Origin of the sequence: Amycolatopsis sp. M39 (assembly GCF_001651785.1) — a bacterium.
Classification (GTDB): domain Bacteria; phylum Actinomycetota; class Actinomycetes; order Mycobacteriales; family Pseudonocardiaceae; genus Amycolatopsis; species Amycolatopsis rubida.
Genome location: NZ_LWSF01000009.1, coordinates 214044 through 229659, shown reverse-complemented (window position 1 = coordinate 229659; position 15616 = coordinate 214044). Strand labels below are relative to the sequence as shown.

Here is a 15616-nt window from a genome sequence, read left to right as displayed (position 1 = left end):
CTTGTCAAGGCATCTTTCCCGCCTTGACAAGCAACCCCAGACCGTCAGCACAATCAAGCTTCGGGGTGCCACGTAACCCCCCACAAGCGATGTCGCCCCCAGGCGACGAGCCACCCCGTCAGGTAAGCGTCCGAGGCCGAATAGCATTCGCCCGATCCACCAACGCGATCCGGTCACCAGCGTTGTCCGTCAACCGAGCCAACGACCGATAACACCGCTCCAGCCCAAACCGGACGTCCCGTTCCTCCAGCGCACACCCCAGCACCTTGGCCGCCGTAGCCGGCTCAGCCTGCCCAGGCACCTTCAGCCAGTCATAAGCCGCTTCAAGAACCTCCGCACTAAGCCGCGTGTGCCGCTCAGCATCGAGGTTGAGCCGCTGCAACCGTCCCGAAGCGTCGACCAGATCGCCCTCCGTGACAGTCGGATGCTCCCCGGTGCCAACGCCCTGCGCCCGCGTCTTGATCTTGATCGCGGCAACCTGCGCATCCACGTAATGCGTCGAGGTAGCCGGAACTCCTTCCAGCACCTCCACCGCGCTCTCCCGCGCCCCCTGCGCGAGATACACGCGAGCGAGCCCGAACGCGGCACTCACATACGTCCGGTCCGTCCGCCAAACCAGCTCATAGAACCGAGCAGCACCGAAGTAATCCCCGACGCCCTCGGCGCTCACCGCCAAGGCCAGCTTCGGCGCGATCTCCCCCGGCAGATCGTCGTAGACCGCGTCAAAGGCCACATGCGCGACCCGCGGCCGACCGCCAGCCAGCTCGATCAACCCGCGATACCAGTCAATCCGCCAGTCGTGCGGGAACCCATGCCGGATCGCCAGATACTGCGCGGCCTGAAGCTGCCGCTGCGCCTCCACGAACTCGCCCAGCTCGATCCGGGCACGCACAATCCGCAACCGCACCTCGATCGACTCACGCGGCGCGGTAGCCAGCGCCTCGATCGCCTCGTGCGGATCAAGCGCAGTCGTCGTAGCGAGCACACCAGCAGCCGGGTCGTCCGTGTCGACCTGCGGAATCGGCAGCCCGGCGACAACCTCGCCAGCATCCGGCAGCGGCACCCGCTCGCCCTGCTCCGGCACCACGAGATGGACGCCGAACGTCCGGCTCTCCGGCCCGAACACGGTCGACGCGGCCGGCCGCGGCTGGCCGGTGCCGAGCGCCATGATCTCGCGCAGCACCCCGGTCAGCTGGTCGGCCATGTCGTCGGCGGCGATGAACCGCCGATCCGGATCGGCATGCGTGGCGCGCTTCAGGAACCGGTAGTACGACCCGAAAAGCGCGAACAACGGCACCGAGTCCGGCCCGGGCAGCGTGTTCTTGAACTCGCGGGTGTAGCCGGCGAACTCGAAGCTCAGCACGGCCAGCGTCCGGCCGACCGTGTACAGGTCCGAGGACACCGACGCGCCCTGCGACGCCAGCTCGGGCGCGCTGTAGCCGGTGGTGAAGAACAACGGGCTCTCGTAGTCGTCGAGCCGCCGCACCGCGCCGAGGTCGATCAGCTTGAGCTGCTCTCGGGTCTGGATGACGTTGTCCGGCTTGAGGTCGCAGTACAGCAGGCCCTGACCGTGCAGGTAGCCGAGCGCGGGCAGGATCTCCAGCCCGTACGCGATGACCTGGCCGATCGGCAACGGCTCCGGCCGGTTGCTCTCCCGGTGGTGCTGCAGGGCGAGCTGACGCAGCGACTGGCCGCCGACGTACTCCATGACGATGTAGCCGACGCTGTTGCCGGTCTCGCCGTCCGGGTGCTGCACGAAGTTGTGGATCTTGACGATGTTCGGGTGCTCGACCTCGGCGAGGAACCGCTGCTCGTTCGCCGCGGCGGCCATCGCGGTGGAGTCGCCGGTGTCGATCAGGCCCTTCAGCACGACCCAGCGGTCGGACACGTTGTGGTCCTTGGCCAGGTAGATCCAGCCGAGACCGCCGTAGGCGAGCGCGCCGAGCACCTCGTACTGGCCGCCGACGACTTCGTGCGCCTTCAGCTTCGCGACGAACGAGAACGGCGTACCGCACTTCTCGCAGGTGCCCTCGGGCTCGCCCGGCTGACCGTCCTCGCCGCGACCGACCTTCGCGCTGCAGTTGCCGCAGAACCGCTTGTCTTCGGCCACGACCGGGTTGGCCAGCACCGCGGTCGACGGATCGCGGTAGGGCACCGGCGGCACGTCGATAAGCCCCGCGCCGAGCCGTCCGCGCCGGGAGCGGCGGGTGCCGCGCGAGCCGGTGCGCCGGGACGTGCCGGGGAACGAACCCGTTCCGGTGCCGGTACCGGTGCCTTGGGAGCCCTGCGAACCGTGGGTGCCGGTGCCGTGTCCCTCGCTGCCGCCCGACGGCAGGACGCTGTCTGTGCCGTGGTCGGGCAGCGGGCCGCCGTCGGCGGGGGCCACCCGCGGGGCCGGCGGCATGATGCTCTGGGTGTGCGGCGTCGCGCTGGCCAGCACGCTGGTCGGCATCGGCGCGGCCGGGTCGACCGGGGCGACCGGCTGGTTCGACTGCGGCAGGATCACCGGCGCGAGGTCGCCCGGCGGACGCGTGGGAGCGTCCCCGCTGTCAGCTGGCGGCTTGGCCTGGGCCGCCGGGATCGGACCGGAGTTCGGGCCGGTGGCGCGGTTCTCCGGCGGACGCGACGGCCGATTTCCCTGCGGTTGCTGCGGACGGTTCGGCTGGACCGGTCGCTGTCCGGTGCGCGACTGCGGCGGATACGGCTGGCCCTGCGACGGCGGAACGGGCTGCCCCGGGTACGGCTGGCCTTGCGACGGCGGCTGGCCCGGCGGACGGCCTTGCGGCGGCATCGGCTGGCCGCCGCGCGGAGCCGGACGGCCCTGCGTCCGCGGCTGGCCCGGCTGCACCTGACCCGGCTGCGCGGGCTGAGCGGGCCCCGCCTGCTGAGCCTGACCCGGTTGAACGGGCTGGCCCAACGGCACCGGCGAGCCGGGCTGCTGCGCTTGGCCCGGCTGAGCGCCCGGAACGGACGGCCCCCGCTGCGCCTGCTGCCCGGCCTGCGGACCCTGAGGACTCTGCGGACGCTGCACCGGCGCGTTGATCAACGTCTCGGCGTCCGGATCTGCCTGCGGGTTCAGCCGCCCGGACACCGACGGTTCCGGAGTGTCCCAGCGCACTGGCGGCGGCGGGGTCCACGAAGCGTCGGCCGCCTCGCCCCGCCCGGACGGCTGGTCCGCGGCCTTCGCCTCGTCGCCGTCCCCCTCCGGTGCTGCGTGCCGAGGACGGCGCGCCTCCTCCGACACAACTACCTCCCGAACTCCCCGCGGCAAACCTGCCGCTCAAAAAGTACCGCTCGCGCCACGCTGGCGCCGCGAGACCGGCCTGGTCACCCGTATTGCGCCGACGGCGGGTTCGCCGGTCCCAACCGGGTGCCGACCCAGTTCTGATAACTGCTCGCCCAGGTGCCGTCGCCGCGGATCTTGTCCAGCACCGCGTTCACGAAGCGGACCAGGTCCTCCTCGTCCTTCGGGATCCCGACGCCGTAATTCTCCTGCGTCATCGGCTCCCCCGCGACCTTCACCGTCGGGTCCTGCGCGGCCATGCCGGCCAGGATCGTGTCGTCGGTGGAGACCGCGTCGACCTGGCCCTGCTGGAGCATCACCAGGCAGTCCGACCAGTTCGGCACCGACACCGCGACTGGTTTGGCCGGGTCGGTGGCGATCTTCGCGAGCGAGGTCGACTTCGCCGCCGCGCACACGCGTTTCCCGGCCAGGTCGGTCAGCGACCGCGCGTTCGACGACTTCGGCACCAGGATCTTCTGCCCGGCCACGTAGTACACCGACGAGAACTGCACCTGCTTGCGGCGGGCGCAGGTGATGCTGTAGGTCCGGACCACCACGTCGACCTGGTGGTCCGTCAGCACCGTCTCGCGCTGCGAGGACGTGATCGCCCGGTACTGCACGTGCCCCTCGGAACTCCCGAAAATCGCCTTGGCGATCTCGTTGACCAGGTCGATGTCGAAGCCCTCAAGCTTGCCGGTCTTCGGATTCCGGAAGCCGAAGAGATAGGTCGTCTGGTCGACGCCCGCGATGAGCTTCCCGCGTTGTTTGATCTTCTGCAGGCTCGGCCCGGAGGGGTCGAGACCATTCGGCGCGAGGCTGGCCAGCGGGTTGCAGCTGGTGTCGGAATCGCCGCCGGCCGCGGCGTCCGGGCCGCCGACGCCCGCCGGGGCGGGCCAGGCCGCATCAGTGACCGGCGCGGCCTCCATCGGCTGGTCCGCCGTCCCGCAGGCGGCGGCGAGAACCGCGACCACCGCGAGCACGGCAGTCCGGACGAAGTGCCGCGACCGGATCACCGGTACTCCCTCAGTCTCTCTCGCACGCCGACTGTGCTGCCGCCCGCCGCGAGCACCGCCAGCACCCCGACGCCTGCCGCGAGCGCGGTGAGCGCGTTGTCGCCGGATCTGGTGCTGTCGAGGAATTCCTGCCGGCAGACGTCGATCGCGGCCTGGAGGTTCGTGTCGAGCCGGGCGAACGCGGCGGCGGCGCTGTTCGGGCTCACGCTCGTCGCGAAGTCGACCGCTTCCTGGTACTGCCCGCCGTCGTCGAGGCGCCGGACCTGAAGGTGGGCCAGCGACCATTCGCGCGCGGCCTGTTCCGCCACTTCGATCTTCTGCTCCCCGGTGGTGCCGGAGGCGAGGCCGCGAGCTTCGCCGAGCAGACCGCCCTTGCCGTCGGCACCGACGAGCTTTTCGGCCAGCTTGATGAACTGCTGCTCGTACGCGCCGCCGTCGCCGCGCGCGACCAGCGTCAGGGTTTCGTCCGCGCGTGCTTGCAGCGCGTAGATCCGGGCCCGCACCAGGATGTCGACCTGCGACGTGCCGTCGGTGCGCCCGGTCGCGACGAGACTGCCCTGCACGACAAGCGCGACCGCGCCCCACAGCAGTGACAGCACGACGCAGCCGGTTGCTACGAGCAGCCCGATGTTCAGCACCCGGTTCGTCCGCCGGGTCAGATAGATCTGCGTGACCACAAGCGCCGCGAGCAGCACGAGGACCAACGCGACCGCCACCCACGGCACGTCGCTGCTGCTGTCCTGCTCGTCGGTGAGCTTCTTGGTGTGCTCGTTGTAGAGCGCGTCCGCGGCGGGCAGGATCGTCGAGCGCATCAGCTGTGAAGCTTCGCGCAGATACGAAGCGCCGGACGGGAAACCCTGCCGGTTGTTCGCGCGCGCGGTCTCGACGATCCCGGTGTAGACCGGGACCTTCTGGTTCAGGATGTCCACCTGGTGGGCGGCGTTGCCGACGTCGGTGGTGTCGGACGCCGCGCGGGCGAGCGCGGATCCCGCTTCAGCGATGTCCTGCTCATACCGCTTCCGCAGCGCGGGCGGTTCGGTGCCGACGGAAAGGAAGGCGCTGGCCGCGGTCGCGTCCGCGTCCGACAGCGAGCGGAACACCTGCTGCGCGGCCGCCGCGAGAGGTTCGCGATGGTCGATCAGGCCGTTGATCGTGTTGTCCTTGTCCTTCACCGACAACACGCCCACGAGGCCGGCCACCAGCGAAAGCAGCACCAGGGCGACCGCGATCAGCGAAAGCTTGCCGGGCGTGGTGGTCGTGGATCTGACGACCGCGCGCACCGCCTGGCCGGGCAGGTCCAGCAAGCCGGCGATTCCGCTGCGGCCCCGAAATTCCTCCGGTGGGGGCTCGGCAGTCGTTTCCGGCCGCGTCGCAGTGCTGCTCATCCCCGATCCTCCCCGTGTGCCACTCGCAGAAGGTAGCCGGTCGGGCAAGTCGCAGCGAACGACACCCGGAAGGTGTCACCTGCACGTGATCTCAGCCAGCGCACTGACCGTGGCTTCGGCCTTTCTCGCCGGTTCCGCTCGTCGCGGCACTGCGTAGCAACCCCTGGGTTGCCGCTTCAGCCATCGCCGCACGTACGTCGACGCACCACGGGCCGTCGGCGCGCAGTTCGACGTACGCGCCTTCGCCGTTCTTCAGCTCCAACTCGCGTTCTCCGTCTACCGCGATAACGCCGCCACCTGCGGCAAGGTCCACACGCACGCCCGGACGCAGCACTCCCCAACCGCGTACGCCGACTGGACGCACGACGCCGGGCGCAATCGCGGCGTGCACCACGTACGCGGAACTGTCGACCGGACCAAGCTGAAGTGCCACGCCGTCCGCGCTGGAACGAGAGCACGGACACAGTTGTCCAGCAATGCTCGACAGACCAATACCGTCCGGCTCAGCGAAGGTGCAGTACAGCTCAGTGAGCGAGGTGGGATCCCAGAGCGCCTTCGCGCCGACGTGCTTGTTCATCGAGACCGCGACGTCCACCAGCGCGATCTCGCGACGATTCTTGGTGACGACTTCGAGCGTGCTGACCCGCTGGGTGACGAGGTCGGCGTCGACCTGGCCGCTCGCGACCATCCCGGCGGCGAGCCCGGCCACCGTGGCCTCTCCTGCCTGTGGAAACGCGTTGTTGGTGCCTGTCGGCAGCGCGAGCAGCGGGACATCGCCGCACGCCTTCGCGGCGACCCGGGCCGTGCCGTCACCGCCGAGGCACACGATCACGCCGGCCCCGGCGTCGACCATCCGGCGCACCGCGTTGACGGTGTCCTGCGCGGTGCCGGTGAGCGTGTCCTCGTCGCAGAACTCCACCTGGGGCAGCGGGTCGCGGCCGAGGTCGCGCAGCACGGCGGCGGAGATGCCGCCGAGGTCAGTGGACAGCAGCACACGCTCGACGCCGGTCACCGCGAACGCCGACAGCAACCGGCGCACCAGATTGGCCTTCTCCTCGACCGGAAAGGCCGACGCCTGCGTGACGAGTCGTCGGATGTCCTGACCGGACGCCGGATTCGCCACTATCCCCGCAACGACTTCCCCCATCGAGCATCCCCCCAAAGTCTGCTGTCACCAGGGGACCAGCACACGCGTCCGGTCACGCGGAGGAAAGGGTTGCACGGACGTTGCACCGCCCGTGCCTCCACGCCGGGCCAGAGCCTACCCTGGGTTCCCGCGTGGCTACCCGTCGTTCAAACGAGAGAAGCAAGCCCTTCATAGGTGTACCCGGCTTCTTCGACCGCGGCGCGGACGGCGGTCTCGTCGAGGGCTTCGGCGCTGCGGACCGTCACCTGGCCGGTTTCGACGTCGACGGTCACGTTCTCGACCCCAGGCACCTCGGCCAGTTCCTCGGTGACCGACTGTGCGCAGTGGCCGCAGGACATGCCGGTGACAAGGTAGGTGTTTTCGCTCATGTCCGCGAGCCTACGAGCCTCCGGACGGACCACGATCGGGTGATCCACAGTGGCCGGTCCGGCATAAAAAGCCTTGTCCGGCAAGACAATCCGCATGATGAGACGGCAGAGACGAAAGAAGCCACCACCCCCGCAACCGGGAGTGGTGGCGACTTAGCGATTAAACGCAGGTCAGATCAGGCTGACCGACGTGGCCTGCGGGCCCTTCTGGCCCTGGCCGATCTCGAACTGCACGCGAGCGTTCTCCTCGAGGGTACGGAAACCGTTGCCCTGGATCTCGCTGTAGTGCACGAAGACGTCGCCGCCGCCGTTGTCGGGAGTGATGAAGCCGAACCCCTTCTCGGAGTTGAACCACTTCACGGTGCCCTCAGTCATCTAAACAATCTCCATACATAACACCAAAACAGGAAGCCGACCGACGTCCTGGGCCCAGACACGGGCGAGAGGTGTTCCCCGGAGAGGAGACCCACGCCCGCTGAGTTCTGCGAGCGTGCTTTACCACGAACACAAAAATCGAGACCATCGAAAGTAAAGCACAGCGGAGCGGGCTCGGACAAGCCGACTCGCCCCAGTTCGCGCAGCCGGGTCACTCCCCGCTGGCGTGGCGAAGCGGCGCACCGAACGGCGACCGCCAGTCAGCGCCCTGATCAGGCGCGGCCACGGCCACGTCGTGAGCCTCCGCACTGGCGCTGAACAGCACCGGAACCACTCCGGACCGGGTCTGGGCAGGCACCTCGACCGCTTGGCCCTGTTCCGGCTCCTCGCGCACTACCGACACCAGCGCGCCGGCCCGCGCGGACCGGGCCCGGCCGCGAGCCGTCGCCGCGGCGGTACGGGATTTCCCGTCCTTTTCGTCGGCCATGACGAACTCCCCTCGTTCCTTCCCCGCGGCAAGCGGGGCGATGACCGCGATGGTGCCATCCGGCACCGACAAAATCCGGCCACAACCGGTTGTCCCCACCCCTGAAGCGCGCAGAATGGCCGCGAACCGAGCCGGGGAACGTGTCCACCCGGGAATTTCCCCAACCGGACGCCGGCCGAACCTCGCCGGGCGAACCGGGTCCGGATGCCGAACCCCCGGGAACACCGTCAGGTTACCTGAGCCAACCCCCGCCAGCTACCGAACATTCCCGGCGGTTCCCTGTGTTCTCAGGAAGATTTCAGGTCCCGGAAGGACGCTGGGCTCCAAGAAGCGTGCTCAACCGCACGTCGGGGGTCACGACGTCCGGGTCTGTCCGGACGTCGATCACGCACGGCCGCTGCCGGACGAGCGCGCTCGCGATGATCGGTTCAAGCCGCTCGCGATCGTCCACCGTGTACCCAGCCGCGCCGAGCCCGCGTGCCCACGACGCGAAGTCAGTCAGCGGGATGGTCACTCCGGACAACCGTCCGTGCGTACGCGCCTGATGCATCGCGAGCGGACCGTGCAAGCCGTTCTGGAACACGACCACCATCACTGGCGCGCGGTAGCGTACAGCGGTCTCGATCTCTTGCCCTGTCATGAGCGTGCCCGCGTCGCCGACCATCGCGACCACAGCGCGCCGCGGTTCAGCAAGCTTGGCCGCTACGGCAGCAGGCACCGCGTACCCCATCGCAGCGTTGCTCGGACCGAGCTGGCTGCGCGGAGCCGTGAAACACCAGTAGCGGTGCATGAACTGCGCGAAGTTACCAGCATCACTCGTGACGATGGTGTCCTCCGGCGCGAGTTTTCGCAGCGCGCGCACGACGTCAACCGGATGTACGCGCGTGTTGTTGCTTGTGTTCGGCGGCGTCATGAAGGTGTGCACGGCGGCGTTCGCAGCCGACGCTCTGCGCGTACGCGGCGAAGCGATCGCGCGCAACTCCTTCAGGAACGGCTCGACCTCAGTGTCCACACGGAACGTCAGGCCGCGACGGCGCTGCTCGTCGATGCCAGTGCCGACAAGGACAAGCGTCTGCTGCGGAGTCGGATAGCGGAACCCCTGAGTCGTGACTTCGTCGAGTTGAGTGCCGAGCGCGAGCACGAGGTCGGCTCGTTCGAGCGCGTCCAGCTGGCGGGCCGGGATGCCGAGGCCGAGATGTCCGGCGTAGCGCGCGTGGTTCTCCGGAAACGCGTCCTGGCGGCGGAAAGCGTTGTACACCGGCAGCGCCAGCTCGTCGGCTACCGCGATCAGCTCGTCCCGCGCCGACCGTGCGCGCCCGCCGACGATGACCACCGGATAGCGCGCTTCGTCCACCAGCCCGGCCACCGCTTCCGCCGAACGGCCCAGCGTTCCGGTGACCGGCGGGCGAACCTTCGCCACCGGCTTGGCCGAGTCGTACGGGACGCCCCACGCGTCGCTCGGCACGCCGATCACGACCGGACCCGGCCGTCCTTCGCGGCACCGCGCGAGACCTTCGGCGAGCAGATGCGGCACGTCGTCGGGATCGTCCGCGCGGACGCACCATTTGGCGATCGATTCGAACATCCCGGTCGAATCGGACGCCGGGACCTCGCCGGTGAGCACCGGGTCGAGCGCGGGGGTTTCGAGCAGCACCACCATCGGCGTCTCGTCCTGGTAGGCCGTCTGCACGCCCATGACCAGCGCGGCAGCGCTCGGACCGCGGCTCGCGAGCAGCACGGCGGGGCGTTCGGTGAGCTTGCCCTCGGCCTCGGCCATGAAGGCGGCTCCCGAATCGTGGCGGGCCGAAACGAGCGTGACGTCGCGCTCGCGGCGCAGCGCGTCGAGCAATTCCAGGAACGACTCGCCGACGACCGCGTACACCCGGCGAACCCGGGCCTCGTTCAAGACGCGTACGGCCGTTTGCGCGACGGTGGTTCCCACTTGGTATCTAATGAGGAGAGCTTAGGGCGGCACCGTGAACCGGCGTCAAGTGATCTTGAACAACTCGCCGCGGGATTGTGCCGATTGCCGGATCGCGCTGCCCACCAGTTGGGAGGACGCCGTCGTGACATCCGCCGAACATGAGACTGTTTTCACTTATGGGGCCCCGGCGCTCAAATACGGAGCCGGGTCGAGCGACGAGATCGGATACGATCTTGCCCAGTTCGACGCCCGTCGCGTCCTCGTGGTGACCGACCCGGTCGTCGCCGCGACCGGCTGGCCGGAGCGGATCGCCGAGGGCATCCGCGGCTACGGGATCGCGGCCGAAACCTTCGACGGCGTGCACGTCGAGCCCACCGACGTCAGCATGCAAAAGGCGGTGGACTTCGCCCGCGGCACCGGCCCGTACGACGCGTTCGTGGCGGTCGGCGGCGGTTCCAGCATCGACACCGCGAAGGCCGCCAACCTGCTGACCAGCAACGACGGCGAGCTGATGGACTACGTCAACGCGCCGGTCGGCGGCGGCCGCGCGCCGGCGAACCCGCTGAAGCCGCTGGTCGCGGTGCCGACGACCACCGGGACTGGCTCGGAGAGCACCACGGTGTGCGTGTTGGACGTGCTGTCGCTACGGGTGAAGAGCGGGATCAGCCACCTGCGGCTGCGTCCGACGCTCGCGGTCGTGGACCCGCGGCTCACGGTCAGCCAGCCCGCCGGGGTCACCGCGGCGAGCGGGATGGACATCCTGTGCCACGCCGCGGAAAGCTACACCGCCAAGCCCTACACCGAGTTCGGCCGGAAACGGCCCGAGGAACGGGTGCCCTACTGCGGATCGAACCCGCTCGCGGACATGTTCGCGGAGAAGTCGCTGCAACTGCTGTCGTGGGCACTGCCCGCCGCGGTCCGCGACGGCGAGGACCTGGCCGCGCGCGAGGCGATGGCGCTGGCCGCGACGTTCGCCGGGCTCGGCTTCGGCAACGCCGGCGTGCACATCCCGCACGCCAACGCGTACCCGATCGCCGGGCAGGTCCGGGATTTCCACCCCGAGGGCTATCCCGGCGACGAAGCGATGGTGCCGCACGGCATGGCCGTCTCGCTCACCGCGCCCGCCGCGTTCCGGTTCACCTTCGCCGCGAACCCGGAACGACACCAGCGCGTCGCCCGGCTGCTGGCCCCGGATTTCGAATGGCCCGGCGACTTCGCCGACCACCTGCCCGCAGTGCTGACCACGCTGATGCGCGAGATCGGCCTGCCCGCCGGAATCGGCGCGGTCGGCTATACCGAGTCCGATGTGGACTCTCTCGTCGAGGGAACGCTTAAGCAGCAACGGTTGCTGGCCACCGCGCCGCGCACACCGTCCGAAAAGGACCTGGCGGGGATTCTGCGTGACTCGGTGCGGCTGTGGTGAACTACCCGCACTGGCAGACGGTTCCCTTGCGCTGGAAGGACAATGATGTCTACGGCCATGTGAACAACGTGGTGCATTACTCGCTGATGGACACCGTCATCAACACCTGGCTGATCGAACGCGGCGGCCTCGACATCGATTCCGGGCCGGCGATCGGGCTGTGCGTGGAATCGCGTTGTGCTTACCACGCCTCGGTTTCTTTCCCGGACACGCTGCGGATCGGCCTGCGGGTGGCACACCTCGGGCGATCGAGCGTGCGGTACGAGATCGGGATGTACACAGCATCGGAAACGTTGGTGGCGGAAGGGCATTTCGTGCACGTGTTCGTCGACCGCGAGTCGCGGCGGCCGGTGGAAGTGACCGGGAAGCTGCGGGAATCGTTGGCGGAGCTGGCTGTTTGACGTCTGAGACAGGCCGAGGTTGCCCGAGAGTGCGAAAGGACACCTCGGGCGCACCTTCGGCGCACGGTGAGCGTCTGCCTGGGTAGAAGAAAGTTAGGACAAACAATCACCAGGAGGCCACCGTGACCACTCTTCGCCGCACCCTCGCCGCCGCTGCCGTCTTCGCCGTGGCAGGTGGGACCGCCGCCCTCACCGCGACCTCCGCGAACGCGTCACCAGCAGAAACGCCGTTCTGCACGGATGCCGACGTCACGGTCACCGCGACCCCGGCCACCGACCACGCGTCCGGCCACCACGCCGACGTCCTGCACTACTCCGCGGCCACTCCGAACACGCACTGCACGCTCAGCGGCGCTCCGTACAACACCGTCTTCTACGACAACGCCAACGCTCCGCTGGGCGTACCGACCACTTCGGACTCCAGCGAAGGCGCGCCGGACGTGCTCATCGACGCGACGCACACCGCCAGCTCGTACGTCATCATTCCGACCACCACCGAGCCTGGCCCGAACTCGGTCAAGGCACTGGAAATGCACCTGCCGTCCGACGCGTCGCGCACGCCGATCGGCGTTTACTGGCCGGGCAACGACCTGACCACGTCCGCGCACTTCAGCGTGATCACGCAGGACTGACCGCACGCAACGCCCGGCCGCCGAGTTCGCGCAGGTGCTCCGCCAGCTCCGGCGGTGCGTGCACCTCGAACTCGCGGCCGAGGCTGGTCAGCCGGAACGCCAGCCACTCCAGGGTGTAGGCCGGGCTGACGACGCGGCAGGTGCGGTCGTCCACCGCGGCCACTTCGCTTGCCGCGCCCCAAATCCGCGCCACCTCGTCCGCCGGCGCGTGCACCGTGACCACCGCGCGATGCGTCGGGCGGGAGGTGTGCAGCTTCTTGGTCACATACTCCGCCGGATCCGCGGCAGGCAGGTCTCTCGCGGTGAACCGGGTCCCGATGGCCTGCGGTTTCTCGATGCGATCGACGCGGAAGACCCGCCAGTCGTCGCGGTCGCTGTCGAACGCCAGAGATACCAGCGACGGCCGGACGACACCGGATGATGCGGCTCGACGAGCCTTTTCGTCGCCTCGCCGTCGTTGGCGAGATAGCCGAACCGCAGCCGCTCGCGGTCGGCGATCGCCGTGGCCAGAACCGTCAGCGCTTCCGGGTCCACCCGCGGCCCGTCGCACTGCTCACCACTCTCACCCGACCGCCGCAACCGGGACGGCAAGACCCGCTCCAGCTTCGTGAGCGCCCGCACCGACGCCTCGTCGATCCCGGTCACCGCGTGCCCAGACGCCATCCGCAACCCGACCGCTTCCTCGTCATCCAGCAGCATCGCACTGCCCGCGACCAGGCGATATCCGCCTTCCGCACCCATCGCCGCCTCGACCGGATACCCCAGCTCCCCGCTCGATGTCGCGACGAACCGTGCGGCCCTCGACGCCCAGCCGCTCCGCCAGCTCACTGCCCGGCCACTGCCTCGGCGTCCGCAACAACCGCGCCGCACTCATGATCTAGGACCATATCTGACCTGAACATTCGCCCGTTCCGCATCGATATCTCCGACGCCGCCCTCGCCGACCTGCACGCCCGGCTCACCCAGACCCGCTGGCCGTCCCCGTTGCCCGGCGACGGCTGGGACCGCGGTGCCCCACGAGACCAGGTGGAACGAATTCCCCCAGTTCCACACCGAGATCAACGGCGTCGACCTGCACTTCCTGCACGTGGCGTCCGCCACGCCTGTGTTGCTGACGCACGGCTAGCCGAACTCCTTCGTCGAGTTCGCGGACCTGATCGAGCACCTGCCGGACTTCCACGTCGTCGCGCCTTCCCTTGCCCGGCTTCAGCTTCTTCTCCGCCCCCGGCCCAGGCTGGGACGTCGTCCGGGTGGCCCGCGCATGGGCCGAATTGATGCGCATACGTCGCCCCCGAAGTCGCACGGGTCGGGCCGGTTCTGGGCGTCTACATCACCACTGGCCTGGGAATTCTTACTGAGGCCGACCTGGGCTCTTCGGAGCGCGCGGCGTTCACCGAGATGATGTCGCAGGACTGGATGAACGGCGTCGACCACCACGCCCTGCTGCGCACCGCGCCGCAAACGTTCGCTTACGGAACGACTCCGCCGTGGCCGCATTGGCGTGGATGGCGCAGAAGTTCCAGGAGTTCAACGCTGGTGGGAGTGGGCTGGACGCGTTCCTGACGAACCTGAGCGAGTAAGTGCCGGGTTCGCCTGGCCGCGGGAACAGAAGGACGCGCCGACCGGGGCGTACAGCCGGGTGCCGGGCATCCGTCGGCTGGCCGAGCGGGAGTCGGAGTTCGCACACTGGCCTGTCGACAATCCGGCTGGACACCACTTCATCGCAATGGACCAGCCGGAGACGTATGCGGCGGACCTGGCGAGGTTCGTGACCCGAGTCCGATCGACACGGATGACGCCAGGCCCCGGCGAAGGGCTGGGAGCTGCCCGCTAGACTAAGCGCGCGGGCCGTTAGCTCAATTGGTAGAGCTGCGGACTTTTAATCCGTAGGTTCTGGGTTCGAGCCCCAGGCGGCCCACCACTCACGTAACGCGTTGACCAGTGCAAACACCGCCCGGAAGATCCACTTCGCGGTCGCGCGTCCAGGCCGACGTGCTCCGTTTCGCGCCGTTTGCTCCGCTGTGCCGATTTGGCCTCAGATCCAACGTGGCCACGGGGGATGCCTCGGGCCGGACAGGTGGTTGTGACGACGGGCACCGGCCGCGGATGTTCGTGAGTTGCAACCGCAGTTAGGGACGTTGAGCTCGGTCAACGTCCGAGGGAAGCGACCGCAGTTGTCGTCGATGCGACCGGTGAACCCGGCTTCGCCGGAGCTGAGCGCGGACCTAGCTCGCGACCTGCCGGCACGGCAAACGATATGGGAACCACGCTGCCGGGCTGGACGTTTCCTGCTGCGGTGGTGTTTCCGACCGCGACGCAAAGGATTTCAGCCATCGCTGACGGGCAAACGTGCCGAACTAACGACTGGCTATAGCAGGATTCGGTTCAGGTACGGGGTTTCAAGCCTATGCCCGACCGGTTCGCGCGGCACGCGCAGTGGGAAATGGAATCCCGCGATGGCGTTTCGTTCGGCTTCAGCACGTCAAATTCCCGCATTGCCGCTTCGAACAGCGACGATCGAGGAAGGCCGCGGATCTCCAAGAAGGCCTCGCGGCAGATCTCCGACCGTGGCTGTGGCGATTTCCTCCGGACAAGCTGCTGACCACAGCGCCGCATGCCGCTCCGGCACGAGGTGCCGTTCGGTCGCGGCGAGGACGTCGTCGCGGGGGCTGCCGCGAGTTCCGGGCCAATCGCTTGCGCTGCTGTCGAAGCGGTCGACGATGTCGAGAACGGGTTGTTGCCGATGGTCGTTGTCAGCGAACAGCCGACCTGCGGGGAGCAGCCAGGTGGCGTGGCAGTGAGGGCTGGGCGCGGTGATGGCGAATCGTCGGGTCGTTCGAAGCGCCAGCACCTGATCGCGGGACCGAAGGGCGGCGGGGCAGATAGCGACCTCGGCCAGCCCTTCCACCCTCGGGGCAGGTCGATGGACTCGCTCCGCACAGTGGATCCGAATATCGCGCTTCAGCTCGCCGACTCGTGCGACACCGGCGGACATCCGGGGGGTGTCCCTATGTGGTTGTCAAGCCGCAGTGGGCAGGTTGGCGGGTTTGGGGTGTCGGTAGTGGGTGCCGTTGCGGAGCATGGCGTAGAGGACGTCGCAGCGTCGTCGGGCGAGGCAGATGAGTGCGGCGTTGTGCTTCTTGCCCTCGGCTCGTTTGCGGTCGTAGTAGGTCCTGCT

At 68.6% G+C, this 15616-nt stretch carries 12 protein-coding genes, 1 tRNA gene and 3 pseudogenes; 5 read left to right on the top strand and 11 right to left on the bottom strand.

Annotated features, from left to right (window positions below; genetic code table 11):
* Positions 1-118: 118 nt before the first annotated feature.
* The 8 genes from A4R44_RS22655 to A4R44_RS22620 all read right to left on the bottom strand — a co-directional run bounded on the left by A4R44_RS22655 (position 119) and on the right by A4R44_RS22620 (position 10000).
* The gene (locus A4R44_RS22655; protein WP_202507097.1) at positions 119-2452 is read right to left on the bottom strand and encodes a serine/threonine-protein kinase; all 2334 of its coding nucleotides are present in this window, start codon (positions 2450-2452) and stop codon (positions 119-121) included.
* A gap of 875 nt (positions 2453-3327) precedes the next feature.
* Positions 3328-4296, bottom strand: coding sequence for a glutamate ABC transporter substrate-binding protein (locus A4R44_RS22650; protein WP_232791721.1), 969 nt, complete (start codon positions 4294-4296; stop codon positions 3328-3330).
* Positions 4293-5681, bottom strand: a complete 1389-nt coding sequence (locus A4R44_RS22645) for a hypothetical protein (protein ID WP_067584050.1) — start codon at positions 5679-5681, stop codon at positions 4293-4295. The genes A4R44_RS22650 and A4R44_RS22645 overlap by 4 nt, the downstream gene beginning before the upstream one ends.
* A gap of 91 nt (positions 5682-5772) precedes the next feature.
* Entirely contained in the window at positions 5773-6828 is a 1056-nt protein-coding gene (locus A4R44_RS22640) for an ATP-NAD kinase family protein (RefSeq protein WP_067584048.1), read from the bottom strand.
* Between the two features lie 146 nt (positions 6829-6974).
* Positions 6975-7196 (bottom strand): heavy-metal-associated domain-containing protein, encoded by a 222-nt coding sequence (locus tag A4R44_RS22635; RefSeq protein ID WP_067584046.1) that lies wholly within the window; start codon positions 7194-7196, stop codon positions 6975-6977.
* 171 nt (positions 7197-7367) lie between these two features.
* On the bottom strand, positions 7368-7571 hold the full coding sequence (locus tag A4R44_RS22630) for a cold-shock protein (protein WP_009071749.1): 204 nt from the start codon (positions 7569-7571) through the stop codon (positions 7368-7370).
* 211 nt (positions 7572-7782) lie between these two features.
* Entirely contained in the window at positions 7783-8124 is a 342-nt protein-coding gene (locus tag A4R44_RS22625; RefSeq protein WP_067584043.1) for a hypothetical protein, read from the bottom strand.
* A gap of 232 nt (positions 8125-8356) precedes the next feature.
* On the bottom strand, positions 8357-10000 hold the full coding sequence (locus tag A4R44_RS22620) for a thiamine pyrophosphate-binding protein (RefSeq protein ID WP_067584041.1): 1644 nt from the start codon (positions 9998-10000) through the stop codon (positions 8357-8359).
* A 124-nt stretch (positions 10001-10124) separates the two neighbouring features.
* Here A4R44_RS22620 and A4R44_RS22615 point away from each other — a divergent pair, with 124 nt between their 5' ends.
* From A4R44_RS22615 to A4R44_RS22605, 3 genes are all read left to right on the top strand, one after another.
* A complete protein-coding gene (locus tag A4R44_RS22615; protein ID WP_067584104.1) occupies positions 10125-11405 on the top strand; it encodes a hydroxyacid-oxoacid transhydrogenase in 1281 nt (426 codons plus the stop codon).
* Entirely contained in the window at positions 11399-11806 is a 408-nt protein-coding gene (locus A4R44_RS22610; RefSeq protein ID WP_067584038.1) for a thioesterase family protein, read from the top strand. The genes A4R44_RS22615 and A4R44_RS22610 overlap by 7 nt, the downstream gene beginning before the upstream one ends.
* A gap of 122 nt (positions 11807-11928) precedes the next feature.
* Positions 11929-12438, top strand: a complete 510-nt coding sequence (locus A4R44_RS22605; RefSeq protein ID WP_067584035.1) for a hypothetical protein — start codon at positions 11929-11931, stop codon at positions 12436-12438.
* Here A4R44_RS22605 and A4R44_RS22600 read toward each other — a convergent pair.
* A pseudogene (locus A4R44_RS22600) lies at positions 12425-13312 on the bottom strand (helix-turn-helix transcriptional regulator). The gene A4R44_RS22605 and the pseudogene A4R44_RS22600 overlap by 14 nt on opposite strands.
* An 11-nt stretch (positions 13313-13323) precedes the next feature.
* Between A4R44_RS22600 and A4R44_RS52505 the strand changes: the two are divergent.
* Both A4R44_RS52505 and A4R44_RS22595 read left to right on the top strand, forming a co-directional pair.
* Positions 13324-13564 (top strand): annotated as a pseudogene (locus A4R44_RS52505) (epoxide hydrolase N-terminal domain-containing protein).
* 719 nt (positions 13565-14283) lie between these two features.
* A tRNA-Lys gene (locus A4R44_RS22595) sits at positions 14284-14359 on the top strand.
* Between the two features lie 561 nt (positions 14360-14920).
* On the opposite strand, the gene A4R44_RS48175 is transcribed toward A4R44_RS22595, so the two are convergent.
* Positions 14921-15433: a hypothetical protein gene (locus tag A4R44_RS48175; RefSeq protein ID WP_161269627.1), complete on the bottom strand. Its 513-nt coding sequence runs from the start codon at positions 15431-15433 to the stop codon at positions 14921-14923.
* A gap of 24 nt (positions 15434-15457) precedes the next feature.
* Positions 15458-15616: pseudogene (locus tag A4R44_RS47415) on the bottom strand (IS110 family transposase); the annotation flags it as partial.

Coding starts and splice junctions, on each gene's coding strand:
- A4R44_RS22655 (WP_202507097.1), bottom strand. CDS start 2,452: ATGCCGACCAGCGTGCTGGCCAGCGCGACGCCGCACACCCAGAGCATC.
- A4R44_RS22645 (WP_067584050.1), bottom strand. CDS start 5,681: ATGAGCAGCACTGCGACGCGGCCGGAAACGACTGCCGAGCCCCCACCG.
- A4R44_RS22640 (WP_067584048.1), bottom strand. CDS start 6,828: ATGGGGGAAGTCGTTGCGGGGATAGTGGCGAATCCGGCGTCCGGTCAG.
- A4R44_RS22635 (WP_067584046.1), bottom strand. CDS start 7,196: ATGAGCGAAAACACCTACCTTGTCACCGGCATGTCCTGCGGCCACTGC.
- A4R44_RS22630 (WP_009071749.1), bottom strand. CDS start 7,571: ATGACTGAGGGCACCGTGAAGTGGTTCAACTCCGAGAAGGGGTTCGGC.
- A4R44_RS48175 (WP_161269627.1), bottom strand. CDS start 15,433: ATGTCCGCCGGTGTCGCACGAGTCGGCGAGCTGAAGCGCGATATTCGG.